This is a genomic window from Moritella sp. PE36 (genome assembly GCF_000170855.1).
In the GTDB taxonomy this organism is placed as follows: Bacteria; Pseudomonadota; Gammaproteobacteria; order Enterobacterales; family Moritellaceae; genus Moritella.
In genome coordinates, this window is sequence record NZ_ABCQ01000010.1 from 90,091 (window position 1) to 114,822 (window position 24,732).

Genomic DNA, 24,732 nt, shown 5'->3' on the forward strand with positions numbered 1-24,732 from the left:
GAGACGGTCATGAATAATAACAGCCACAATGATGATGACAAGAAAGGCTGGCAAAGTGCCGTAGCTGATTGGTCTAATGATCGCACCGTGTTCGATATGCCTTGGCCTAAGTTTATGATGTGGGCATTTTTACTCAGTGATACCTTCATTTTTGGTATTTTTTTAACCGCGTATATGAGCGTGCGAATGAGTGCTGTCGATGCTTGGCCGAATTCGAGTGACGTATTTGCGTTAACGATAGCTGGTGAGCACGTACCTTTAGTGTTAATTGCTATTATGACCTTCATTCTTATTACCAGTAGTGGCACGATGGCATTGGCGGTTAACTTTGCCTATCAAGGCGAGAAACGCAAAGCCAGTTTACTGATATTTATCACGGCATTATTCGGTATTTCCTTTGTTGGTATGCAAGCGTTTGAGTGGAGTAAGTTGATCTTTGAAGAAGGGGTTCGGCCGTGGAGTAATCCATTAGGTGCAGCACAATTTGGCGCTACCTTTTTTATGATCACCGGGTTTCATGGTTTGCATGTCAGTGTTGGGGTTATTTATCTGTTAGTGGTCGCCAAGCGTGTACATGCGGGCGATTATGACAAAAAAGGTTATCACATGGTCGAAATAGCTGGGCTATATTGGCATTTTGTTGATTTGGTCTGGGTATTTATTTTTGCTTTTTTCTATCTTTGGTGAGGCGTGATCATGAAGTCCACACAAACACATAAAGTGGGTCAAGTTCATCCCATTAGCCTTTATCTTAAGGCATGGTTATTGTTATTTATCTTAAGCGCTTGTTCTTACATGGTAGATTACATGCAGGTTCAAGGTTATTTACGCTGGGCACTTATCTTGTTTTTTATGGTCATGAAAGCAGGGCTTATTTTAGCCGTGTTCATGCATCTAAATTGGGAACGATTTGCTGTTAAGTTGCTGTTATTCATCCCACCCATTGCGATATTGATATTCATTACCTTAATGAATATAGAAGCTAGCTATGTATTTATAAATAGGCTTTTATAAAGAGGTGTTCATAAATAGGTATTTATAAATCGACTTTTTTAATAGGTGTTTATCAATCGAATGTGGTTAATGGAGTCTCCTTAATTGGCCTTAAAAAAAACTGCTAATAAATTTTTATATACCGGCTTGGGTTTAAGCATCATATTCACTTTTTTTATTGTGCTGAGGATCTTGTTTGCTTTATATCAATCGCAACCCGTAGCTAAAATTAAGGGTGTCGCCTTGAACGAAGCCATGCCGATTGCGGATTTTGTATTAGAAGATCAGCATGGCCAGACTTTTACTCAAGCTGATTTGTTAGGCAAGTGGCATATTGTCGCTGCGGGTTATACGCACTGCGCCGATATTTGTCCCATGACGTTATTAGCACTGAGTCAATTTCAGCGTTATTTAGCACAAAGCGAATTTGAGGATGATGTCGATATTATCTTTTATACCGTCGATCCTCGGCGGGATACAACGCAAGTCTTGGCCGAATATCTGGCATTCTTTGCCCCCGAAATAATAGGGTTAAGGCAAATTGAGGATGTTACTTATTTAGGCTTTGAAAATAGCTTAAACATTATTGCTATTTATGAATATGCAGCCACTAATGACAATTATAGCGTTAGCCACAGTTTAGCTTTTATGGTGATTAACCCAGAAGGGCAATTACAAGCCATACTCGAACCTGAAACCAATCATTTTGGTGAAGCAACATTATCATCGAAGCTCTTGTTTGAAGACTTCAAGCAAGTACGGCAGCATTATGCTGATGCTAAAGGCAGCTGACCTACCTGTACAAACTCTAGTTAAATATTGATTTTTAAGTTTATTCTACTCATCGCTTTAACCTTGTTTTAACATCAATTCCACATAAATGTAAACTACCCATAAAGTATTAAGTTTTTACACTTTAACCCTTGTATTTTTAAGGTTTCTTGTTGTATGGTTAGCTTAAACATACAACAACAAGGTAAAACAATGAGTAAATTAAAAGGTATTCAAATCACTAAAGCTGACGATCAGCGTCTTAATAATTCAATTTGGCTCATTGATGAAAGTGCAGAGCAAGCAAGATGTATTGGTACTGTTGATGATGTGATCGCACAAGACGCAATTGTTAATTTAGCTGAGCTAGGTAACTTTGAGTCGCGTGATATTGCAATTGAAGAGCCTGCTAAAATTGAAGGTGGTCAACACCTAAACGTGAACGTATTAACACGTGAAACGCTTGAAGATGCAATTAAAAACCCAAGTGCTTACCCACAGCTAACAATTCGTGTATCGGGTTACGCTGTGCGTTTTAACTCATTAACATCAGAACAGCAACAAGACGTTATCACGCGTACATTCTCTAAAACAATGTAAACTAGCCTCTTAGTCTTTATTGACTGATTTATTCAAGCCTCAGTATCTACTGGGGTTTTTTTACTCTCATATTACCTGCCTTTTGAATGAATTATAAGCAACGCTGCGTAGTTTATTGATATTGATTATAATTTAAAGTATTCGTGCTTTCTTATGTGTATTTATATGTTTTACTGCTTTTTTATATTGAATCATCAGTAAAAGATGAGTTTTATTAGATAGATTTAGGAAAGAATGAATGAAGTATATATTCTGGATTGTATTGATCTTATCTGTTTCAGGGTGTAACGACGATTCCGGAACTCAGCAAAGTATACCTCTACCTCGCCCTGAGCCCGAACAGCCAGAAAAAGAAGTCATGGCTGTCGAAAATGTGCGATTAATTGCGACGAGTCAAACAAGTCTGACGCTAGGGTGGGATGATAGCCATAACGCTGATGGTTATATTATTCGCCGAGATGGTCATAAAGTCGCGACGATTAGTCGTGGTTTATATCGTTTTGTGGATAAAAACCTACAAGAAAACAAACGCTATTCCTATGACTTGTTGGCCTTGGATAAGGACGGTAGAGAATCAGAACCGCGCAGTATAACGGCTTTAACAATGAAGAATGACAGTCCTGAAATCTCGCCGATTACTGACATTGTGTTGCTTAACGATACCGCAACGGTCGGTGCATTTGTAGCTCAAATAAATGCAAGTGATGCGAATGGTGATGCATTGCATTATCAAGTTTCCAGTAAACCGGCATTGAATTATTTTACTATTGATGACGATGGTGTATTAACTGTGGCCGCTTCGGTTAATGAACTGTCATTAAAGGTTATGGATATTGTTGTGAATGTGAGTGACGGTTTAAGTTCGGCAATAGTACAGTTTCAAATTGCATTTATACCGCATGCAGAAAAACCAGAAAACCAAGGCTTGCTACGCAAGTATTACCGGGATAATAGCGTTAAAGGCTTACTTGCTGAGCTTAAAGCATTACCGACATTTCCTGATAAGCCTACCTCTATTAATATTGTAGATGACTTCGAATCACCAAGTAATATTGCTAGCAGATATGGTCAGACTCTGGAAGGCTATATTGTCCCATCTGTCACCGGCGACTATCAATTCTGGATCGCTTCAGATGACCAATCTGAGCTGTTATTAAGTGATAGTGTTAGTACCAAAGGTTTAAAACGCATTGCTTACAACGATAGTTATACATCAGAGCATGAATGGGATCCTGTGCGTTATGATAGCCAAGCTTCAGAAATAATTCACCTTGAAGCGGGTAAAGTATATGCCGTAAAGGCGTTAATGGCAGAAGGCTATGGATCTGATTCATTAGCCGTCGCTTGGGAAGGGCCTGGTATTTCACAGGGTATTATTAGCAATCAATATTTGCGTTTACCTGTTGATACGATAAAACCTACGCCTGTATTTAACTTTAATTGGTTAAAAACGTCAGAAGATACGGTGATCTTACAATGGAATGCGACAACCGATAATGTTGATGTAGAGCGTTATTTAATTAATGAAAATAATAAGTTGCTAGCAACGACAGGTAAGGACGAGTTATCGATTGAGTTAACTGACTTACAAAGTGCCACTCGTTATGATTTCACTATTCGTGCACAGGATAAAGCCGGTAATAAGTCGCTGGAAAGTGATCCCTTGATGATCGTGATTGATGATTTTATAGCGCCTTCGATGGTGACTAATATTAGGGTTAATGAAAAGGGGACAGATTTTATAGATTTGAGTTGGGATGCTTCAACCGATGAAGATAAACAACAAATACTTTACCGAATTTATAAAGGTGGAGTATATGTTGCACAAACTTATGATACGAATCATAAACTGAAGCAATTATTACCTGCTACGAATTACGATATTACATTTGAAGCCATTGATCTTGTTGGTAACAGCAGTGGTTTATCAAGTGTGTTGTCGATACAGACTAACGCCTTGGTTGCAGGTACGCCTGTATTTGAATATCCGTATTATGAATTTGCGGTTCCTGCTAATAACGCCATCGATAGTGTGTTTGCAACATTGAGTTTTAATGAGCTGCAGGGAGTGGTGTTTAAGATAGTATCTGGTGATAATGCGAACTTATTTGTCATTAATGAGCAAGGTCAGCTGAGCTTGAAGCGTCATATTCTTGAGGGTGAATCCCGTTCGTTTGATCTTGACGTCACGATAAGAAAAGATAATAAAACCAGTTCTACGCGAGTGAAAGTAAACGTTTTACCCAGTGATGTATTACGTTATCAAGGTGTGTCACAGGAAATATGGACTGGAATATCTGGCTCGAGCATTGCTGTTATTAATACGTTAGCGCCGATTAATCAACAAAGTACATTAACAGACTTTAAATCACTCACCAATATGGGTTCTTCTTATGGCCAACGAGTATATGGTTATTTCACTGTACCTGTGAGTGGGGAGTACAATTTTTGGATCGCTTCTGATGATAATAGCGAATTACGCATTAGCGCTGATATGACGCGTGATAAAGCTGAGTTAGTCGCACATATTACTGGTTATACGAGTGAAGATAACTGGCGTGATAGGAGCCAAGTTAAAACGAATATTCATTTAAATACGGGTCAGTATTATTATATCGAAGTGCTTCATAAAGAAGGCGGCGGTGGTGACCACATGTCTGTGGCATGGCAGGGAGCTGGTATTCAAAATCGTATCTTGATGACGGGTGAATACCTGATACCGTACAGTCGTTTCCATCCTGCTGCGGTACAGGTGGAGACAGCAATACAAACCGGTTTTGATCGTCAAGGCAATCAAATTAAGCTTGATATTAGTGTGGATGAAAGTGCTGAAGGTTACCCTGTGTGGGTTTATTATGGTGAAATGGACGCTGGAAACTCTGCTCAAGGATGGCAGTATCGCATTGAGTTAAGTGACTTGTTAGCGGGTAAACATAGCGTAATATTGTCGCCAATCGATCCCGGTAAAACGTATTATATTCGAACTGAAACTGTTGGGCCAACGGGCTCTCGCTGGAGTCAGCATACGATCACTGTGAGCACGGTTGTTATTGATCCCAATAAAACTGCTGGCGAATCATTACCGCAAAATATTGATATCGACGTTAGCATCAATGACGTTGACTACGCATTAGCGTTAACCAAACATTCAGTACGCTCTCCCCATTTTCAATTACTCACCTTTGATTCTCGTCGAGTCAAAGAATATGAATCTGTGTCACCAATGCCGGAGATCCGAACTTACCGTGGCATTGTAACGAATAACCCGGCAGTCACTATCACCGGTGTGGTTGATGTGTTAGGTATTATTCACCTTTCTGCTTGGGGAGGAGATATGCTGGCTTGGCAGAAAAATGTTGATGTAAGTGAATTTATAAGCTCTACGGCGTTAGGTAATGATGAAACAGATACGCAAGAGTTAATCATTGATTTTGAGTTACCTGCTATTGATAGTGGCCGTTTATATCAACCGCAACCTGGACATGACTTTCATAATAGCCTGGCGCGTGTTGCGTTTAAATTTGAAGAAAATCAATTCGATAACGCGGCTGGGAATAACATTATCAATGGTGTTGCGCAGATGGAAGGGCACATTAATGAGCTTGATTATATGTGGGCACAGAAAACAGGGCTACGTTGGGATATAGGCAAAGCGGTTATTGAATTGAAAGGGGCGATAGGCAAGGGGACGCAAACTCGTCCAGCAGCACCGGATGCCACCAACTTCAGTATTGATTTTCAAGATCCGGTGAATGGCGGACAGTGTTGGGGCGGTGGTTATTGGGTTGGTTGTACCGCTGGCTATACCATGAGTTGGGGCTTCACCCATGAAATTGGGCATAACTTAGGGTTAGGTCATGGCGAACAAACCGATAACAATAATCAGATCCAAGAGCCAAGAACACACATGGGCAATATGCAAGCATGGAATACGATGCGTCGAATTCAAAAAGGCTCTCGTTTTAAAGCCGCTAAGGCATTAACAGACCCAATGTTACCTGCCACTTTCAAAGATTATTTAACCGTGTATAAAAATGAATCTGGCTTAGTCGATCCATTGGCAAATGATTATGATGCAAATGGCGATGTATTAACAATTGCTCGTTTTGACTCGACAACATTAGCGGGTGGTGCGATTGCTGTTGATGGTGATTCATTACGTTATACGCCACCCGCCGATTTTGTTGGGGTAGATCAATTTAGTTATGTTGTCACGGATGGTGAATACCAAACCCGTGGCCCAGTGATGATCCAAGTGTTAACACCTGAATTGGCCGCTGATTGGGATATGGATAATTTAAACGATAATAAAGTGACGGACTTTTCTGGTTTTGGTCATGATTTACAGGCCGAAACAGCAGGTGTTACATTGACGGAAATGCAAACTGCAGGGAGAGCGGACCAAGGTATTACTATTCCATTGTTAGCGTCAAAGGTGGTGGCTGATGATCCTTTAGGTGACAGCTTATTACCACATAAATTAGACCCAGGTCATAAAAGTTTTACTGCGGCGATGTGGTTTAAATATACGGTAACCGACGGTGATAAGCTGCTTATTGGTAAATCGTCTAAAACTCCAAATAATATGAATTATGGTGGTTGGGAGATCCGTGCTAGTGGACAGAATTTAGAAATTCAAGTTAATTTCCGCGACCGTTTTATGTACCCAAATCATGTAAAGATAGTTCAACCTGCTGCAATTGTTGATGGCAGTTGGCATCATGTAGCTATCGTTATCGATCGGGAAAACCAGCAGTTACTTGGCTATATTGATGGTGCACCGTTTGATCTACAAGGTGATTTACCTGCTGGGGATAGTCCGATCATTGCGGCAATGAATACGTCTGGTTACGGTGGCGGTTCACCATTTAAAGTGGGAGGGCATACGAGTGTTACCTGTGAAGATGGTGCGACCTCGGCAGACCCTAAAGTTTGTGTGTCCGCATTGGAACAAGCATATGATAGTGTCAAAATTTATCATAAAGCATTGTCAGAAGTGGACGTGAGCGTTTTATTTATGGAATAAATAGTAACTTTAGATAAGCATCATCAAAGATAGAATTTGATGGTGCGTTTATTCACAAATCATAAGACATACATTTCCTATGTTGGCTTATTTGCTTTATATCTAATTGATAGATTAATTATTTTTTAAAAATAAAGGAAGAAAGAGATGGATGGAATCAGTATTTTATACCCGTTACTTGCGCATGTGTTCTTAGTGGTATCGCTGTATACCTTGTTAATAGTACGAAAATCAAAAGCAATAAAAGCCAAGACTGTCGATTTTAAGAAAACGGCGTTGAATAACAAAGCTTGGCCTGAAGATGTGGTGCAAGTGTCTAATAACTTAGATAATCAGTTTGAATCCCCTTTGGTGTTCTACGGCTTGTGTATTATTACTGTGTTAGTTGGGGCGGTGAATAGTTTTGCTATTGGACTGTCAGTAGCTTATGTGGTGTTTAGATACATCCACGCTTATGTGCATGTGGGGACGAACTATGTACCACATAGATTACGCGCGTTTGCATTGTCTTTGTTTGCGCTGTTATTACTGTTAATTCAAACGTCAGTACATATAGTGATGGCTGCATAGCGAAAAATAGAGTGTTATAAATAATACATCCATCGGTGTGTTGTCGATGCTTAATAAGCTCATTTTGGGTTAGCTAATACTTTGTATTGTGAATTCATGAGCGATATCGGTACAAATACCGTCAACGCCCCAGTTGAATAACTGATTAGCACGCGCATGATCGTTGACTGTCCACACGTTAACTTTAAAACCGGCAGCTTTAAATTTATGAACCATTTCTTGTGTTAAACCTTTGTCTTGTGGGTGGATGTAGTCAGCGTTACACGAATCTAGAATTGAGTTCCAATCATTCCATAAGTGGTGGCTTTCAAATAAACAAGCAACTTGAGTTTCAGGGCTACGACGTTTGAATTCGGTGAGTGCAAGGTGGTTGAAACTTGAGACGATTAATTCACGCTCAGGGTCTAGGTTTTTCAGCCCAACGATTAAGTTATCAATAAGGGTATAAGTTAACTCTGGGCTGGCTACACATGATTTTATTTCGATATTCATGTTTAGCTCAAGCCGATTTGCTAAGGCAATTAACTCTGCAAGCGTGGGTAGTTTTTCACCAATAAATTGGTCTGCAAACCAGCTGCCGGCATCGATATTAGCGATATCGTCGTGGCTGATGTTATATAACTGACCACTCTTGTCGGTACAACGATCTAAGGTATCGTCATGGGAAACAATGATCGTACCGTCTCTTAAAATATCAATGTCACACTCGAACCACTGAATATTATGTGCTTTACATAAAGAGAATGCGGCTAATGTATTTTCTGGCGCTAGGGATGACATCCCACGATGAGCAATCAATCTTTTTGTTGTTAACATTTCGAAACTACATGGTAGCGAGATAATAGATGTGATTATAGAAACGAAATGTGACACTGATATTACCATCGCAATTCGAAATTTAAAAAGTTCAAATAAAGGTTTAACTTTGCTTTGTGCTGTTCTTTGGTTTGCATCGTCGTGACTAACTGATCGAATGGCTTAATTACATTAATGTTAATACACTTTACTTACCGTATCATCACAATGTCTAGCCTGTAGAGTGTTATCGCGCATGAAGTTAATTGCCGCCTGTAGTTGTTTAATTATCTCCTTTATGGCGTTGTCTGAAGAGGTACCGTCAGTGAAAAATGAGTTACCAAGGGCTGACGTTCTACAAAGTCAGGTCAATACCATGATGCAAGGCACGGCTTCTTGGTTAGATGCTATTGGTCGTAATGACAGTGATGATAATAGCAATGACAGGGCTTCTGCTAAGGGTTATTTACAATTATCTTGGTTACCTCGCACCGCAGATTTAGATGATGTTGATGTCAATTTTAAAGTGTCTTTGCATTTACCCCAATGGAATGAAAGGTTTGCTTTGGTGATTGACAATGACGATGATGAAGAAGAACACTTGTTAGATTATGAATCTAATCATATCCAAGACAATCAAGACGGTGTCAATGTTGCTTTTCAATACATCAAGCAGCTTAATCAAAAATGGCAGGTTAAAAATAGAGTCGGATTTAGTCGCAGTCAGGTCTATCTTCGCAGTGAAATACAGTTTAACTGGCGAGTTCAACAGGTCGATTTAAGTTTGCAACCTCGCTTGGACTATTTTTTACAAGACGGGTGGGAGCCAAGTATAAAAACGGTTGCTGCCTACCAGCTTGAAAAAAGCTATGTGTCTTTATCCGCAAGTTGGCAGAAAACTCAGACAGAATCAAATACTCGACGAAAGATTGGTTTTTATCACATCAAATCGATGGGACAAAATCAACTGCTCGTCAGCGGTGTTCAGTATAATAAAAGCAATGACGCAGACGATATTCCTAATGAAAATTATTTTATTTCAATTCGTTATCGGAATCTCTTGTATAAGTCATGGATGTACTTTGAGATAGAGCCATTTGTTGAATTTAATCAAGCCAATAACTTCAGAACAGAAGTTGGCGGTGTCTTTCGCTTAATTAGTTATTACGGTCGTTAATCAAAAAACGGGTTATTGCGCACAGTCATATGCTTGGGCAAAAAAGGTCACCGATGTATTAAAATCCAAGCTATATTGAATGTGGATCGCGTTAGCGCCCATTGCATTCGCTTGGTTTTTTAAATCATTAATACTGCCAAGTGTGAGGTCTTTGTTGGAAACAAATAAATAGCTGTACCAAGTGCCTTCAGAGCCAATGAGTTCATTGATGAATTGGCATTGGTTAATATGCTCGAATGCATCATAAATTTTAACGACTTTGGTTTTATCGTCGAGCTGCTGGATATCGAATAGGCTACAAGCCGACAGTGTTAAACAAGTAAAAAAAATGAATATAGATTTTAGATTATTTAATACCATACTGATTAGCCGCTGCTTATTTTATAATGACAGAGTACTCTTTAATTAAAGGGTACTGCTTAATTAAAGGGTACTGCTTAATTAAAGGGTACTGCTTAATTAAAGAGTATTGTCTAACGAGAGAGTCGTGGTTCTTGATTTAACTCTGTATTGTACGACTTCAATCAGTCTTATTTCTTTGTAGCAACAGGGATCATGATATGAACATAGGGTGTCCCTTTCCACATCACGTAGGGCCCCCCATTACGCGGATCTGTCGGTAGTGAATCGAGTAGGGTTTTATCGGGGGTTATTATCATTAAATGCGGGCCTTCTTTGACCCATTGATTGTCACTTGTTTTTCCTTTGGCGTAAGGGTCAATATTACTTGCCCCTTCGTCACCAGCGAGCATATACGAGATACCCATGGCTTTAGCTTGGAATGGTTTTTTGTTCATCCATGCGTCAGCCCATGCCAGCCAAGGACCATCTAAACACATCGGGGCTTTACCCTTTAGGTGAGGCGGCGTAGGAAAACAGGTGTAGTTATTCGAGCCTTGTTTTAATACCTTGTGATCCCAATCCAGTACGGTTACTTTACTTCGCAAGGCGATAGGCGCAGCACTCAAGGCATCATTGAGTAACTTTTTGGATTTACTGTCATTATATGCTGTAGCTGTAAAACTACTGCAAAGTAATATTGAACCTAAAATATAGGATGTAACTCTCATTACACTATCCTCCTGTTGCTTAAGTTCAGGAATGTTACACCGGAGTATAGTTAATATAACTTTGCTTTGCGCTTAACGGTTACTCAACCACAATGTTTGATAGGGGGTGAGTGTTAATATTTGGTTAATATCGTCGATGGTATCACCGGTAATTAAGTCATACCAACAATCGCTGCTGATCAAGTTAACACTGGCTAGCGGTAATGTAAGTGGTGTATCAGAGATGTTGCTGATGCAAAATATGCTTTGGCTTCGGTCCATACTTTGTCGCCAAAACCCAAAGAGCTGTTCGCCTAACTGTAAAGTGAATTGAGTGGCATTTGGGTGAAATGCCGGTTGCCCAGTGCGTAATCTGATCAGGTGATTGATGTCATGCAATGACCGTGAGTGTTGGCTTTCGGGATCATTAAGCTGTTCGGTGAGCGAATTAAGCTGCCAGCGATGTCGGTTAATGGCGCGATTATGACTGGTGTGTTCGAGCTTTTTATAATCATTGCTGGTACCCAGTAAACTATGAATGTAGATCCCAGGGATGCCTTCGAGTGCGAACATGATCGTGTGGGCACAGATGAAACGTAAATGTCCCCACTCATCTCTACCTGCCGTTGTTCCTTGTAATGCATCGTATAAGGTTATATTCAACTCATAAGGTTTACGCTGTTCTTTGGTTTGCGAACTCGCGTTATTTTTAGTCTCTGTTGTCTCTGTTGCCACTGTTCGCCAGGATATTTCACCACCAAACGCTTGCATCGTGGTGACTAACTGATTTATCTCTTGCTCAGACAGTAACCCTTCGGCAGGCCGTAAGCCAATACCATCGTGCGAAGCGATAAAGTTAAAATAAGCCGTGCCATTTTGTGCTGGTGGCATACTCATCATCCATTGTTTTAAGTATTGGCAATTACCTGTTATCAAGGTATTGACTAATAATGGAGGTAGGGCGAAGTTGTAGATGCAGTGTGCTTCGTTGCCATTACCAAAATAGGTCAGGTTCTCTTTGTTGGGAATATTGGTTTCGGTAATGATCACGGCGTCTGGGCGTGCATGTTCGATTAAGGTGCGGAGTAAACGCACCATTTCGTGAGTTTCGGGCAGGTTAATACAAGGTGTGCCTGCTTTCTTCCACAAGAAGGCAATCGCATCGAGGCGGAATATCTTCACGCCATTGTCTAAGTATTGGCGGATAATGGACACGAAATTGATGAGTACCTTGGGGTTGGTAAAATCAAGGTCGACTTGGTCATGGCTAAAGGTACACCAGACTTGCTGTTCACCAGAGGCCGTTTGTGTGCTTCTAAACAAGGGGGACGTACGCGGTCTAACGACGGCTTCTATATCGTAATTTTCATCACTGTTATCACTTTTATCGGTATTAGTTGAGACCGCCGCGTTTGACAGTGAATAAGTTGCGGCAGTATAAAAATAATCATAACCAGTCCCTTCACCACGGATGAAGTTGTCAAACCATTTACTCCGGCTAGAGCAGTGGTTGATCACTAAGTCAGACATAAGGTGATAACTTTGTGCTATTTGTTTTATATCATGCCAATCACCCAAGGCCTCGTTAACGCTGGCGTAGTCAATCACCGAAAATCCATCATCACTGCTATACGGAAAAAATGGCAGAATATGCACACTGTTAATGGTCTCTGCGCAGTAATCTTGTAGAAAACGATGTAACGTTTGCAGCGGCTTTTCATCCTGATTAAGGATACTGTCACCATAGGTTATCAATATAGTATCTTTTTCAGACCAATGATTAATTTGCGGTGTTGGTGTATGCAACTGCTCGGTTAGCCCCATTGTGCTGATCAATTCAGCTGCCAGCGCGTCGATGGATACGGATAACTTAATATCCGCATAAATGGTGCTGAGCTGCTGTGCTACACGCTGTTGTAACTGCTGTTGTAACTGCTGTTGTAACTGTAAGTCGTCGTTTGGATTTAACATCGTCACCATCCATTTTATAGTGTTGATACGGCTATAATTGAGCGTTCAACTTTTCACTACTGAGATATAAACTCTGCTCTATCTAATTCAACGGCTTCCTTGAGGCGTTCTAAAACGTCAGGCATGGCTGAGATAACTCGGTTCCAACTTGGCATGAACGGTTTTTCCATTGGATTATCGAGGAAGTTTTGCCCTGCGGTCATGATGTTCTGCGCAAACATTTCTACCGCTTCTTCTTCTGCGTGAATATCGAGCGTTAAGCCATTCATGACAGCATCGTTATAATAGGTCTCAACAAAATCCAAGGCGATACGGTAATAGGTCGCTTTGATGGTGCGGAAATTTTCATTAGTGAAGGTATGACCCTGCGTAGCTAGTTTGCGGAAAAAAGCCTTGGTAATATCAATCGACATTTTTGATAAACCGCCATTTTCATTATCTAATGACAGGTCTTGATGTTTATGATCGTATATATCAGCAATATCAGCTTGGCATAATCGATTATGGGAGTAATTACGGTGCATTTCTGACAATACTCCGATCTCTAGTCCCCAATCACTTGGAATGCGAATATCGTTGAGTACGTCTTTGCGGAATGAAAACTCACCCGCGAGTGGGTAACGGAAACTGTCCATGTATTCAAGGTAATCGTTATGACCAACAACGCGTTTTAATGAGCGTAATAATGGTGTGATTAACAATCGAGAAACACGACCGTTAATTTTACCGTCGGCAACGCGAGCGTAAAAACCTTTACAGAATTCATAGTTAAACTGTGGGTTAGCAACGGGGTAAATTAAGCGAGCGAGCAGTGATCTGTCATAAGTTAGAATATCGCAATCATGCAGAGCCACAGATTCAGATTTTCCTGTTGCGAGAATGTAACCCATGCAATACCAGACGTTACGGCCTTTACCTAATTCTTTGGGCGCTAAGCCTAGTTCGGCGAGTTCGGCATCAAGTGCTTGCAGGCGAGGACCATCATTCCACAAAATACGATGATGTTGTGGCAGGGCACCGAAGAATTTTAACGCGTGTTTATATTGTGCTTCATTGGCGCGGTCCAAACCTATCACAATCTCGTTTAAATACGGCACATCTTGTAAATGATGAATAATGTTAGGTAGTGCTTCACCTTCTAACTCTGAGAAAAGTGATGGGAGAATTAATGCCATAGGACGCAGTTTCGAAAACTCGATGAGCTCTGCTTCCATTGCTTCTAATGGATGTTGGTTTAGGTTATGCAGTGTTGTAATAACACCATTTTGATAAAAATCAGCCATGATAAACCTTCCTTAATATTTGAATCTAACGATTGAACGACAGCTTAAATTAATGCGTCATAAATTTAAGCCGTCGTTTGTTCAAGCTCAGGTAACATTATTGGTAATACGTTGGGAAATAACCGAGGTGACAGCTCAGATAATACCTGGGGTAATAACTTAGCTAACACTTCTGCCCAGCCTGTTGGCCCCGTATTCTTGCTGGTGATTAAGCGCTGTTTACGCTTTAATTTTGGTGGTATGTGTACAGGTGATGAAATGATGGCGGCATATTGTGCAGCTTCTAACATGGCAATATCGTTATTACCGTCACCAAGCGCGATAGAGTAGGGCGTTTGCTGAGGATTAAAGAATTTGAACTGCTCCATTAACCAGTCCATTGCTTTGCCTTTGTTGCAATTGCCGCAGACATGTAAGAAACGCCCGCCTTCTAAAACCGTCGCGCCTTGTTTGTTTAAATGTTGGATAAATACTTGTTTCTGCGCTGCATTGCCATGCCAGAGTACAGGCTCGCCGTATTGTCTCTGACTTGCAAGGGCTGCACTTGCTGCATCCAATCCTGTCGCATTGACTATGTCGTTAACTGTCATGCTGTTCATATTGGTAAACAATGCAGTTAATTCTACCGGTACGCTTGGCAGCAGTGATAACCAATGTTCGCGTAAATGTACGAGAGATTTAACCCAGTAGCCATCTTGTTGTATTGTGCCGATAGGCTGGTGGCTAAAGTAGTTAACTGGGATGTAAACAGCAGCACCGTTTTCAACAATAAAGGGTCCGTGTAAATCTAATTTACGTCTTAATTCGACTAATTCGACGTAAGTTTTGCTGGTATTGGGAATAACCGGTATTGCCGCGCGTTTTAATTCAGCCAGCGTAGTTAATGCGGGTGTAAAACTGTAGTTATCATGATCGAGTAAGGTGCCATCAAGATCCGTGAAAATGGCCGGATAATGATCAAGTTGCATCGATTGAGGGCTGTATGAATGCACTATGTTTCGGTGAGTATCGAGTTCAAACACCCAGTTACATAAGGTGGGTAATGTTGTTAATCCATGTTCGGTGAGTCGTTGAAAATAAGCGGTAAACAGTTTTATTTCAGATTCGGTCATGACACGGTCAAGTGGGGTGCTGAGCGTTAGTGCTTGTTGTTTTAATTTTAGCTCTTGTGCCAATCGCCACTGATAAACAGTATCAAAACTCGGTGCTTTAAGCATGACTAACATATCTAGTCGTTCATAAAGTGCAGCATAATGGTGTTTTATCTGGTTGTTCACATAGCGACGCCAAACACCGTATTTATCTTTTGTCGCTTCAAGGTTGTTGACGGGTTCGAATAGTGCTTCATCTGTTTGGGCTTGTACGCCTAAGCACCAACCTTCTAAGATAATGACATCAATAGCGCCGTGAATCACAGGCCATTCTGATTCGGGGTAAGGGTTGTCGGTGGTTTTATTAAATCGAGGCAGTGCGACGGGGGCTGATTTATTGTTAGCGGATTGCAACTTATCTAATGTGTCGTGTGCGAGTGATAAATTATGTGTTCCTGGCACGCCACGAGTTTGTAATAAGTGATGCTCATGTTCAGACAAATTTTTACGTTGCTGGTGGCTATAATAAAAATCATCGAGAGAGAGAATCGCAACATTCATCTTATATTCGCTGGTTAAATAAGTGGCGAGGTAATCAGCGAGCGTCGATTTACCTGAGCCTTGGCAACCATTAATACCAAGTAAAACAGGAGTTTGTTTGTTATGGCTGTTTTCTGCATTGGTGAAAGTCTGCACTGGTGCACTGTATTGGTGCACTCTAATTGCCGATATGAGCGTGGAGTACCATTTTGCAGCATCCGCTAAATAAGACGTATCGAGTGTATTACGCTTAATGAATGCAGTTAATTGCGGGTTTGTCATCATAAAAGCCATCCTTGAATGAGCGAGTCTTATCATGAATTGTTCAATAACTGTGCCAGTTGTTGTGGTTTAACAAATTTATACCTCTAAGGTATAGGTTTATACGTTTTGATAGGACGTTTTGATAGGACGTTTTGGATCGCGCTTTTGGTCGGGATCAATTTCACTGGTCGCTATATCGCATTTCTGTTACCATCGCCGCCTTAATCTACAGCTCTGGATTTACGTTCCAGTTAGCTCAATGGGGAATAACCAAATGTCAGCACCAATCACTACCAATAATACTGCTCAAATTACCGTTTGTGCATTATACAAATTCGTACGTTTAGAGAATTTTGAAGCGTTACGCGCGCCTTTATTAGCAAAAATGGAAAGCCAAGATGTTCGCGGTACGCTGTTATTAGCGGCCGAGGGTATTAACGGTACAATTGCAGGGCCACAAGCAGGTATTGATGCTGTATTAAGCTTTTTATCTCAAGACCCAAGTCTGGGCGAAATCTCTTTCAAAGAATCTTATAACGATGAGAATCCGTTCTTACGTACTAAGGTTAAGTTGAAAAAAGAGATCGTAACTATGGGTGTTGAAGGTATTGATCCTAACCAAGTTGTTGGTACGTATGTAAAACCAAAAGATTGGAATGCACTTATTTCTGATCCTGATGTGATTTTGATTGATACGCGTAACGATTATGAAATTGAGATCGGTACATTCCAAAACGCAGTAAATCCAAATACTACCACTTTCCGTGAATTCCCTGAGTATGTTAAAAACAACTTAGATAAAAATAAGCACAAGAAAGTAGCTATGTATTGTACAGGTGGTATTCGTTGTGAAAAATCAACTGCTTATTTAAAAGAGCAAGGTTTTGACGAAGTTTATCACTTAGAAGGCGGTATTCTTAAGTATCTTGAAGAAGTGCCAAAAGAAGAAACAATGTGGGAAGGTGAGTGCTTTGTATTCGATGCTCGTGTTTCAGTAAATCACGATTTAGAACAAGGCGAATGTGACCAATGTTTCGCTTGTCGTTACCCGTTAACGCAAGACGAAATGCAAAGTGAACATTACGTGAAAGGCCTTAGTTGTCACCGTTGTCACGATCAAGTATCTGATACACAGCGTAGCCGTTTTGCAGAACGTGAACGTCAAATGGAATTAGCCGAGCAACGTGGTGAGTCACATATCGGTGGTGAAATTAAACATATCATTGACGAACGCCGTGCAGAAAAAGCCAAGAAGAAAGCTGAGCAAAACGCGAAGTAATACGTTAAGTTTAGAAATGCTTTAAACAAAAAACCGCTGAGCTAGGTTACTTAGAATAGTAACTTACCAGCGGTTTTTTATTACCTGCAATTTGAGATTATTGTTTATAATTTTTGGCGTGGTCTACAATTAATGCAAGATGGTGAAAACATTCATTAATGGGGCTCTAAGTATGTTAAGAAAATCATTATTATTGGTATTGTTTATGGTGAGTTTTAATGTGTTTGCATTGAAACAGGAGTCGGGAAATACAACCCCGTCAGGCGCCAGTGTATACATTATTAGTCCGGTAGACGGAGACATTGTGTCACCAACATTTACGGTTAGGTTTGGTTTACGTGGAATGGGTATTGCACCCGCGGGAATCGATCGCGTTAAAACGGCTCATCACCACTTGCTTATTGATACTAAGGTGCTGCCCAATTTGACTAAACCGTTACAAGCGACAGATAAAGTACGCCATTTTGGTGGTGGTCAAACGGAAACTCAACTAACATTAAAACCGGGTAAGCATACTTTGCAGTTACTGTTGGGGAATTATGCACATGTACCCCATGACCAGCCGTTAATGTCGAAAAAAATAACGGTTACTGTTAAGTAGTGGTGATAGTTAAGTAATGAAGCGAATAGCCTACACCATATTTTAGCAAGGATATGGTGTAGGGATAATAGAAAGGGACTAACCTTGATTAGGGATCTTGAAGGCTAACGTGTAAGTAACCGGTAATACAATTAGCGTTAAGATCGACGCGAAACCTAAACCGAAGATGATGGTGATCGCCATTGAACTGAAAAAGGCGTTCGACAGTAATGGGATCATACCTAACATAGTAGTGATAGCCGCCATGAGTACGGGTCTAACTCGGCTTACCGATGAATCAACGACCGCCGCATAAGGTGTTTTACCTTGGCTTAACTCCAAATTGATCTGGTCGACTAATACTATGCCATTTTTAATGATCATACCGGTCAGACTTAACAAGCCTAATAACGCCATGAAGCTAAACGGCGCATCAAAGAGCAATAGACCTGATACCACACCGATTAATGCCAACGGCACGGTAAACCAGATGATCAGCGGTTGACGCACAGAGTTAAACAGCAATACCGTAATTAAGAACATGGCTAGATACCCTAACGGGATCGAGCTAAATACCGAGGTTTGTGCCTCTGTGGTAGTCTCAAATTCGCCACCCCATTCGAGGTTATAACCTGCAGGTAAAGGTATCGCTTCATATCCGCACGGACCTTATTGAATACCGAATCAGCCGTTTTCTCCAGTTGCCATTAATTGGGATTCGGCTAATACCGACAGTACCCGTTTACGATCACGACGCATGATCATTGGATTTTCCCACTCGGTTTTAAAATCACTGACGACCTGAGTCACGGGCACGAATAAATTATTGTCGGCGCTCCATACCTGTAGTTTCCAAATACTATCGGCATTAAGACGTTCTGCCGCAGGAGCACGGGCAATGATTGGCATCAGATAGCTATTTTCGCGATATATACCCACTTGTTTACCGGTAAAGTTAGTCAGTAGGGCGTTATCTAGATCGTGTTTGCTAATGCCGGTTTCTCGTGCCTGTGCCAAGGCCAGTTGCGGTCGGATCAGGGTGACTTGGTTACGCCAGTTATGACGTACACCAGTTGCGGTTGGTTCTGCGATCAATATGGCTTCGGCCTGGGCGGCTAATTGACGTAATACTGTTGGGTCTTCACCATAAAAACGTGCTTCTATTTTAGCCGCGGGACTGGGACCATTTTCCATATACTTAATGCGGAACTGCGCTTCGGGATAATCCAGCAACAGGTCTTTTTCGAGTTTACGCATGAATGTATTGAGGGTATCGAGATCTGTCATCTCAATCAGCAACTGCGCATAGGCGTTATAGCCTTTTTCTGGCACATAAGATAATACAAAGCGCTGCGAACCCTGACCAATAACACTGGTTAGGTTAACTAAACCGACGTCCTTGGTTTGCTGCTGTTGCATTAGATCCTGCTCGATACGGCCGACCAGTTGTTCGGTGGCATTAATATCGCTACCTTCAGGCATCCATACATCGACAAAAAATATCGGTGTGCTTGAGGGCGGGAAAAATACATTTTTAGCATGCCCAAAGCCGATGACTGAGGCGATAAGTGCTGCGATCACAATCGCGACAGTGACATAACGAAAGCGGATCGCAAAGGTGAGAAAACCACGGTAGAGCTGAAATATGGCGCCTTTATAAGGGTCTTCATCTTGTGTTGAGTTGCTGTCACCGTCTTTAAACATGAGATGGCAAAAGAACGGGGTGAGAGTCATTGCTGTGATCCAACTGATAAACAGTGAGATCAGTAATACCTGAAATAAGGATGCACAGAATTCTCCGGTCGCATTATCTGACAGACCAATCGGGGCAAACGCGATAATGGCAATAATGGTGGCACCGAGCAGTGGCCATTGGGTTTGTGATATCACTTGCTTGGCTGTTTCTAACCGTGTTTGGCCACGTTGGATGCCGATAAGAATACCTTCGGTCACCACGATAGCATTATCAACTAACATACCTAACGCGATAATAAGTGCACCTAATGAAATGATTTGTAACTCAATGTTGAGTATGTTCATGACAATAAAGGTGCCGAGTATGGTCAGTAATAATACTAGCCCCATTAATAAGCCGGAACGTAAACCCATAAAGATCAGTAATACGACGATAACAATCGCGATGGATTCAGCCAAGTTGATCAAGAAACCACTGACGGTTTCATCGACCATTTTACTTTGGTCATAGACTGTCAACAGCTCGATACCAATAGGACGTTCGCTGTCTAGTTCTGCAAGCCGCTGGTTCACAGCAGCACCGACATCAACCACGTTTACGCCACTTGAGAAGGAGATCCCCACTGATAAGGCCGCGTTCCCCTTACCATGATAAATATTGGTTGGTGTTTCATCGGCGGTTTTGTAAATGTTAGCAATGTCGCCAAGATAAATAAGTTTGGTGCTGCCTGGCGCGCTCACTAACAGGCGCTCCATTTGTGTTACATCGGTAAACTCACCGGTGGGGTGAATACGAATACGATCATGACCAACCCGAATACTACCGGCATTAGACACGACATTTTGCGCATTGATTAGGCTGTAAATGTAATCTTGATTAAGTCCTAATGCAGAGAGTTTTTGCTGGGATATTTCCACCACGACTTGCTCGGCGATCTTGCCTGCAATGACGATTTTTTTGACACCGGTAACCAAAACGAGTTCACGACGTAGAAAATTAGCGTAATTTTGTAGCTCTCTGTTACTGTAACCATCGCCAGTGATATTGACTAAAATGCCAAAAACATCACCAAAATCATCAATGACATTGGGCGTAGCGACCCCTGGCGGTAATAGTTTGATGGTATCGTTGACCTTACGTCGAACTTCATCCCAAATCTGTGGTAATTCGTTGGCCCCATACTGCTCTTTAATCTCAATTTCAATTTGGGATAAACCAGCACTGTTAATGGAGGTGATATGTTTGATTGCATCAAGTTGTTGCAGGGCATCTTCCAGCGGTAATGTTACTTCTTCTTCGACTTGCTCGGGTGATGCGCCCGGGTAGGCCGTTACGACTAATGCTTGTTTGATGGTAAATTCAGGAAATTCTAATTGTCCTAAACCGAAAAACGAGATGCTGCCGCCAACTAAGAGTAACAGCGCGAACATCCAGCTAATCACCTTATGCTGGATAGAGTATTGAGCGAAATTCATCGGTTATACTCCACGTTGCCAGTGCAGTGGTTTCACCACCAGTCCAGCGGATAGCTGTTGGATACCGGCAATGACCACCTGATCACCGGTTTTGATACCGGATGTTATTTCAATGCCCTGCGAGCGAACTTTACCCAATGTCACTGTCTGCGGCTTTACTGTGTGGGTATCGCTATTGTATAACCAAATGATACTTTGACCGTTAGTATCTCTTTTCATCACGGCGCTGGTGGGTAAGATGGCAACGGTTTGCTCTGCTGTGGCAATGTTTAAACTCAGTTCAGCGCTCATGCCCGGTAAAATCTGGCTATCGCTAGGTTGAGGTAACGTAAATACCACTTCATAACTTTGTGTGCCTGGGGTTACTTGCGTCGCGTATTCTTTTAATCTGACTGGATAAGATTTGTGCGGTTGTGCTGAAAATATAACCTGAGCTTGATTGGCGGTATTATTCGCCAGTTGAGTTACGCGGGTCGCTAGGGTTTCAGATACTTGAATGACGATGTCGATATTACTATTTTGCTGTAATACTAACAGCGGTTGGTTGGCTTGCACCATCTGATAATTATCGATTGTTATCTTGGCAATCGTACCACTGTAAGGCGCGCTTAATACAGTATAACTGAGTTGATCCTGGGCACTGAAAAGAGCTGCTTGCGCTGACTTTAGCTGCGCTTTAGCAAGATCGTATTCTGCTTGAGAGAGCAGTTGAGTTTGCAGCAGTTTGCCTTTGCGTTTGAAGTCGGCCGCAGCGAGTTCATGGTCCGCCTCTCTATGCAGTAAGGTATTACGTGCATCCCGATCATCAAGACGGGCAAGTACAGTGCCTTTTTCAACATGCTGACCTTCAATTAATGAAAATTCAACTAACTGTCCTGGTAGGCGAAAAGCCAGTTCGACCTGTTCTGTTGCCGTTACTTTGGCCGGGAATCGACGAATAGACCCCGACTGCATATCGGCAATTTGTAACAATTTAACCGGCCGTATTGAGGGCGTTGAAGGTTGTTTTGATTCAACGCTACAGCCACTGATTAAAGCAGTAATGGTTAATAATATAATGGTTTTTGTGTAGTGGTTCATAACCTTAATTCCAGTCATATTGACATTAATAATACAATTGCGGGAAATATAACAGATACAAGGTTGATGAAAATGAATCTATATGAAACCATCGGTTCCATATAATGGAACTATTTTATGGTGTAATGTACACTTATTTGTGCTCTCGAGGAACTTGTGATGAAAACAGAAGACATTGCGTTATTTCACCGTATTGTTGAAGCGGGAAGCTTGGTGGATGCTGCAGGGTTATTATATCTCCCTAAATCGACAATAAGTCGTCGCTTGCAAGGGCTGGAGGATGAGTTAGGGGTGAAGTTATTTCATCGGCAAAATAGGGCGATGACCCTCACCACGGCAGGCAGTCATTTTTATAATAAAACCTTATCTTTGTTGGCGAGTCTAGAGTTAACCATCACTGAGATCACAGATAAAGATGCTGAAGTAAGTGGCCATTTACGTATTCTTATATTTCCACTTCCAAATTTAATGCTGATTGCTCACGGTATTTATCAATTTATGGATCTAAACCCTAAGTTAACCGTTGAGCTTATTGTTACCGCAGAACCGTTAGATATGATCCGCCATAATATTGATATCGCTTTTATGGTTGAAGAAGCATTCAATAACATTGATATTGATATGGTCGCTCGTCCAGTTATTAGTGAAATATTGCATTTTGTTGCTAGCCCTGAGTACCTTTATAAAGCGGGGACCCCTAGGGTTATCAGTGAGATGAGCCAACATAATTCGATAATGTACCGCTTTCCTAATGGGCAAGTATTTAATGAACTGCCATTGGGTAATAATGAGTTTTTACCTGTCAGTGGTAATATTTGCTTAAACAGCATACAACTGGCATTAGAAAGTGCACTTGCCAGTCGCGGAATTGCTTATATACCGGAACGTTTGTGTGCCGACGAGGTTAAACAGGGCACGTTGGTACGACTGTTTACTGATGTTGAACCTTATGAAGGTAAATGCTATTTAGTTTATCCGTCACGCCGTTTTGTTAGTTTGGCCAGCCAACGTTTGATTGATCATATGTTGAGTTTGTTGACAGAAGATGGCCAGCCTATAGATCATAAAGACAGTGAAGTCAGGGCCTGGTATTAATGATGCTGCATGCGTTGTTATAAGTACTGTGATCGCGTAACAACACCGCCTTTAAAATTGTCTAAGGCGTTATCTGGATTGGGGTTCCATCGGGCACATATTTAGCGATATCTCGTATTGCATTATTACTTACAGCAATACAGCCATTGGTCCAATCAGACCCAATCAGTAACCCTGCATTTTTGTTTTTATTCGGTAAGCCATGGATATAAATACTGTCTCCTGGATTAAGATTACGCTCGAATGAACGTTCTTTATCGCGTTTATTCGGGTAGGTGATGTGGAGACTTAGGTGATATTTACTCTGCCTATTTTTGAAGTCAATATTATACAAACCTTCCGGTGTTTTTTTATCGCCTCGTTGAGTTTTAGCACCAATCGGATTTTTTCCAAGAGAGATCCGGTACGACTTAATCAGCTGATTATTTCTAAAGAGGAAGAGGGTTCTATCTGACTTTTTAACTAACACATAATCAGCTTGGAGAAGCTGAGATGCATAGCTATTTAGTGATAATATCACCAATAAAAAGAGTGCTAACGGGAGTGCCATGATAAAAATTGCAGAGTCTGTCGGAGTTGAATGATGGCGCGATTAGACAGTATTTTTTAATTGCCTTCAATATTTAGTCGGCAGTTTTAAGTGACCCAGTTCACGAATTAAAATAGCGGCTAAAAGTGAGGAGGCAAGGGATTGATAGATAATCAATTATTACCCGCTCAAAAAGATAACTTATTGCGGGATACTATATCTTAAATAATCTGGTGCGCTCGAAAAGCATACAGGCAATGTAATGATGACAGAGCGCAAACGGCGCTCTTTAAGGTTAATTTGGTGGTTGATGTCGCTAATTAATGAGTAAGCTCAGTCCGATAATCATTAACATGAAAAAAGCTATTTTACGCATATTATCTAAACTAATCGGTGGTGGGTAATGTTTTGCTACCCAGCTTACGCTTAGCACGACAGGAATACAAACAGCAGAAAACAGCAGCATGTCTGTTGTTAATCCACCTTGAATACCAACCATAGTAATACGACTAATTGAGCTAACAAAGAAGATGCTTAATAGGTATAACCGGATCAGGTTTAAAGTGAATGGTTGACGATAGAAGATGTAAACCAGTGGCGGTCCACCCATACTGAACATTCCGGTTAATATACCCGATGCGGTACCCGCACAGAAAAATGCCCCTTGTTTTGAGGCCTTCCGTTCTTTATGCGGGGATTTTAAAATCATACTGATCCCGGCGCCAATGATCGCCACCCCGAGTATAGTTTGTAACATGTCGTTAAAAGACCCACTTAGATATTCTAGTAGCGCTAAGCCAATAATTAATCCGGGTAACATCCCCAGTACTGTCATGATTACGATACGCCTGTTTAACTGGTGGAAACA

General features: G+C 41.3%; 19 protein-coding genes and 1 pseudogene. 10 read left to right on the forward strand and 10 right to left on the reverse strand.

Annotation, left to right across the window (positions count from 1 at the left end):
• Positions 1-9 precede the first annotated feature (9 nt).
• The 6 genes from PE36_RS08500 to PE36_RS08525 all read left to right on the forward strand — a co-directional run bounded on the left by PE36_RS08500 (position 10) and on the right by PE36_RS08525 (position 7,960).
• Positions 10-687, forward strand: a complete 678-nt coding sequence (locus PE36_RS08500; protein WP_006031590.1) for a heme-copper oxidase subunit III family protein — start codon at positions 10-12, stop codon at positions 685-687.
• Positions 688-696: 9 nt separating this feature from the next.
• Complete coding sequence (locus PE36_RS08505) at positions 697-1,014, forward strand: cytochrome C oxidase subunit IV family protein (protein WP_006031591.1); 318 nt, start codon at positions 697-699, stop codon at positions 1,012-1,014.
• An 84-nt stretch (positions 1,015-1,098) separates the two neighbouring features.
• Entirely contained in the window at positions 1,099-1,785 is a 687-nt protein-coding gene (locus tag PE36_RS23730; protein ID WP_006031592.1) for an SCO family protein, read from the forward strand.
• Positions 1,786-1,977: 192 nt separating this feature from the next.
• Positions 1,978-2,364, forward strand: coding sequence for an autonomous glycyl radical cofactor GrcA (gene grcA, locus PE36_RS08515; RefSeq protein WP_043994353.1), 387 nt, complete (start codon positions 1,978-1,980; stop codon positions 2,362-2,364).
• A 238-nt stretch (positions 2,365-2,602) separates the two neighbouring features.
• Positions 2,603-7,390, forward strand: coding sequence for an Ig-like domain-containing protein (locus tag PE36_RS08520; RefSeq protein ID WP_006031594.1), 4,788 nt, complete (start codon positions 2,603-2,605; stop codon positions 7,388-7,390).
• Positions 7,391-7,537: 147 nt separating this feature from the next.
• A complete protein-coding gene (locus PE36_RS08525) occupies positions 7,538-7,960 on the forward strand; it encodes an MAPEG family protein (protein WP_006031595.1) in 423 nt (140 codons plus the stop codon).
• Positions 7,961-8,029: 69 nt separating this feature from the next.
• On the opposite strand, the gene PE36_RS08530 is transcribed toward PE36_RS08525, so the two are convergent.
• Positions 8,030-8,776: a glycerophosphoryl diester phosphodiesterase gene (locus PE36_RS08530; RefSeq protein WP_006031596.1), complete on the reverse strand. Its 747-nt coding sequence runs from the start codon at positions 8,774-8,776 to the stop codon at positions 8,030-8,032.
• Positions 8,777-9,011: 235 nt separating this feature from the next.
• Here PE36_RS08530 and PE36_RS08535 point away from each other — a divergent pair, with 235 nt between their 5' ends.
• The gene (locus PE36_RS08535) at positions 9,012-9,932 is read left to right on the forward strand and encodes a hypothetical protein (protein ID WP_006031597.1); all 921 of its coding nucleotides are present in this window, start codon (positions 9,012-9,014) and stop codon (positions 9,930-9,932) included.
• Between the two features lie 12 nt (positions 9,933-9,944).
• Here PE36_RS08535 and PE36_RS08540 read toward each other — a convergent pair whose 3' ends face one another.
• The 5 genes from PE36_RS08540 to PE36_RS08560 all read right to left on the reverse strand — a co-directional run bounded on the left by PE36_RS08540 (position 9,945) and on the right by PE36_RS08560 (position 16,151).
• Positions 9,945-10,292, reverse strand: a complete 348-nt coding sequence (locus PE36_RS08540; RefSeq protein WP_006031598.1) for a DUF4156 domain-containing protein — start codon at positions 10,290-10,292, stop codon at positions 9,945-9,947.
• A 170-nt stretch (positions 10,293-10,462) separates the two neighbouring features.
• The gene (locus PE36_RS08545) at positions 10,463-11,002 is read right to left on the reverse strand and encodes a hypothetical protein (RefSeq protein WP_006031599.1); all 540 of its coding nucleotides are present in this window, start codon (positions 11,000-11,002) and stop codon (positions 10,463-10,465) included.
• A gap of 72 nt (positions 11,003-11,074) precedes the next feature.
• Entirely contained in the window at positions 11,075-12,952 is a 1,878-nt protein-coding gene (locus tag PE36_RS08550; RefSeq protein ID WP_043994320.1) for a sugar phosphorylase, read from the reverse strand.
• Positions 12,953-13,008: 56 nt separating this feature from the next.
• On the reverse strand, positions 13,009-14,235 hold the full coding sequence (locus PE36_RS08555; protein WP_006031601.1) for a hypothetical protein: 1,227 nt from the start codon (positions 14,233-14,235) through the stop codon (positions 13,009-13,011).
• Between the two features lie 65 nt (positions 14,236-14,300).
• Complete coding sequence (locus PE36_RS08560) at positions 14,301-16,151, reverse strand: HAD-IIB family hydrolase (RefSeq protein WP_083797994.1); 1,851 nt, start codon at positions 16,149-16,151, stop codon at positions 14,301-14,303.
• A gap of 253 nt (positions 16,152-16,404) precedes the next feature.
• On the opposite strand from PE36_RS08560, the gene PE36_RS08565 reads away from it, so the two are divergent.
• On the forward strand, positions 16,405-17,409 hold the full coding sequence (locus PE36_RS08565) for a rhodanese-related sulfurtransferase (RefSeq protein ID WP_043994323.1): 1,005 nt from the start codon (positions 16,405-16,407) through the stop codon (positions 17,407-17,409).
• A 172-nt stretch (positions 17,410-17,581) separates the two neighbouring features.
• On the forward strand, positions 17,582-18,010 hold the full coding sequence (locus PE36_RS08570) for a DUF4399 domain-containing protein (RefSeq protein WP_043994325.1): 429 nt from the start codon (positions 17,582-17,584) through the stop codon (positions 18,008-18,010).
• Positions 18,011-18,088: 78 nt separating this feature from the next.
• Here the strand turns inward: PE36_RS08570 and PE36_RS08575 are convergent.
• Together PE36_RS08575 and PE36_RS08580 are read right to left on the reverse strand one after the other, a co-directional pair.
• A pseudogene (locus tag PE36_RS08575) lies at positions 18,089-21,160 on the reverse strand (efflux RND transporter permease subunit).
• A gap of 3 nt (positions 21,161-21,163) precedes the next feature.
• Positions 21,164-22,240 carry an efflux RND transporter periplasmic adaptor subunit gene (locus tag PE36_RS08580; RefSeq protein ID WP_006031607.1) on the reverse strand — a complete coding sequence of 359 codons (1,077 nt, stop codon included), beginning with the start codon at positions 22,238-22,240 and terminating at the stop codon, positions 21,164-21,166.
• Between the two features lie 159 nt (positions 22,241-22,399).
• Between PE36_RS08580 and PE36_RS08585 the strand changes: the two genes are divergently transcribed.
• Positions 22,400-23,335, forward strand: a complete 936-nt coding sequence (locus PE36_RS08585; protein WP_006031608.1) for a LysR family transcriptional regulator — start codon at positions 22,400-22,402, stop codon at positions 23,333-23,335.
• Between the two features lie 61 nt (positions 23,336-23,396).
• Here PE36_RS08585 and PE36_RS08590 read toward each other — a convergent pair whose 3' ends face one another.
• Entirely contained in the window at positions 23,397-23,885 is a 489-nt protein-coding gene (locus PE36_RS08590; RefSeq protein WP_006031609.1) for a murein L,D-transpeptidase family protein, read from the reverse strand.
• A gap of 295 nt (positions 23,886-24,180) precedes the next feature.
• Positions 24,181-24,732: sulfite exporter TauE/SafE family protein (locus PE36_RS08595; protein WP_043994355.1), on the reverse strand; the 552-nt coding region annotated here is incomplete at its 5' end.

Coding starts and splice junctions, on each gene's coding strand:
- PE36_RS08500 (WP_006031590.1), top strand. CDS start 10: ATGAATAATAACAGCCACAATGATGATGACAAGAAAGGCTGGCAAAGT.
- PE36_RS08505 (WP_006031591.1), top strand. CDS start 697: ATGAAGTCCACACAAACACATAAAGTGGGTCAAGTTCATCCCATTAGC.
- grcA (WP_043994353.1), top strand. CDS start 1,978: ATGAGTAAATTAAAAGGTATTCAAATCACTAAAGCTGACGATCAGCGT.
- PE36_RS08520 (WP_006031594.1), top strand. CDS start 2,603: ATGAAGTATATATTCTGGATTGTATTGATCTTATCTGTTTCAGGGTGT.
- PE36_RS08525 (WP_006031595.1), top strand. CDS start 7,538: ATGGATGGAATCAGTATTTTATACCCGTTACTTGCGCATGTGTTCTTA.
- PE36_RS08530 (WP_006031596.1), bottom strand. CDS start 8,776: ATGTTAACAACAAAAAGATTGATTGCTCATCGTGGGATGTCATCCCTA.
- PE36_RS08535 (WP_006031597.1), top strand. CDS start 9,012: ATGAAGTTAATTGCCGCCTGTAGTTGTTTAATTATCTCCTTTATGGCG.
- PE36_RS08540 (WP_006031598.1), bottom strand. CDS start 10,292: ATGGTATTAAATAATCTAAAATCTATATTCATTTTTTTTACTTGTTTA.
- PE36_RS08545 (WP_006031599.1), bottom strand. CDS start 11,002: ATGAGAGTTACATCCTATATTTTAGGTTCAATATTACTTTGCAGTAGT.
- PE36_RS08550 (WP_043994320.1), bottom strand. CDS start 12,952: ATGTTAAATCCAAACGACGACTTACAGTTACAACAGCAGTTACAACAG.
- PE36_RS08555 (WP_006031601.1), bottom strand. CDS start 14,235: ATGGCTGATTTTTATCAAAATGGTGTTATTACAACACTGCATAACCTA.
- PE36_RS08560 (WP_083797994.1), bottom strand. CDS start 16,151: ATGATGACAAACCCGCAATTAACTGCATTCATTAAGCGTAATACACTC.
- PE36_RS08565 (WP_043994323.1), top strand. CDS start 16,405: ATGTCAGCACCAATCACTACCAATAATACTGCTCAAATTACCGTTTGT.
- PE36_RS08570 (WP_043994325.1), top strand. CDS start 17,582: ATGTTAAGAAAATCATTATTATTGGTATTGTTTATGGTGAGTTTTAAT.
- PE36_RS08580 (WP_006031607.1), bottom strand. CDS start 22,240: ATGAACCACTACACAAAAACCATTATATTATTAACCATTACTGCTTTA.
- PE36_RS08585 (WP_006031608.1), top strand. CDS start 22,400: ATGAAAACAGAAGACATTGCGTTATTTCACCGTATTGTTGAAGCGGGA.
- PE36_RS08590 (WP_006031609.1), bottom strand. CDS start 23,885: ATGGCACTCCCGTTAGCACTCTTTTTATTGGTGATATTATCACTAAAT.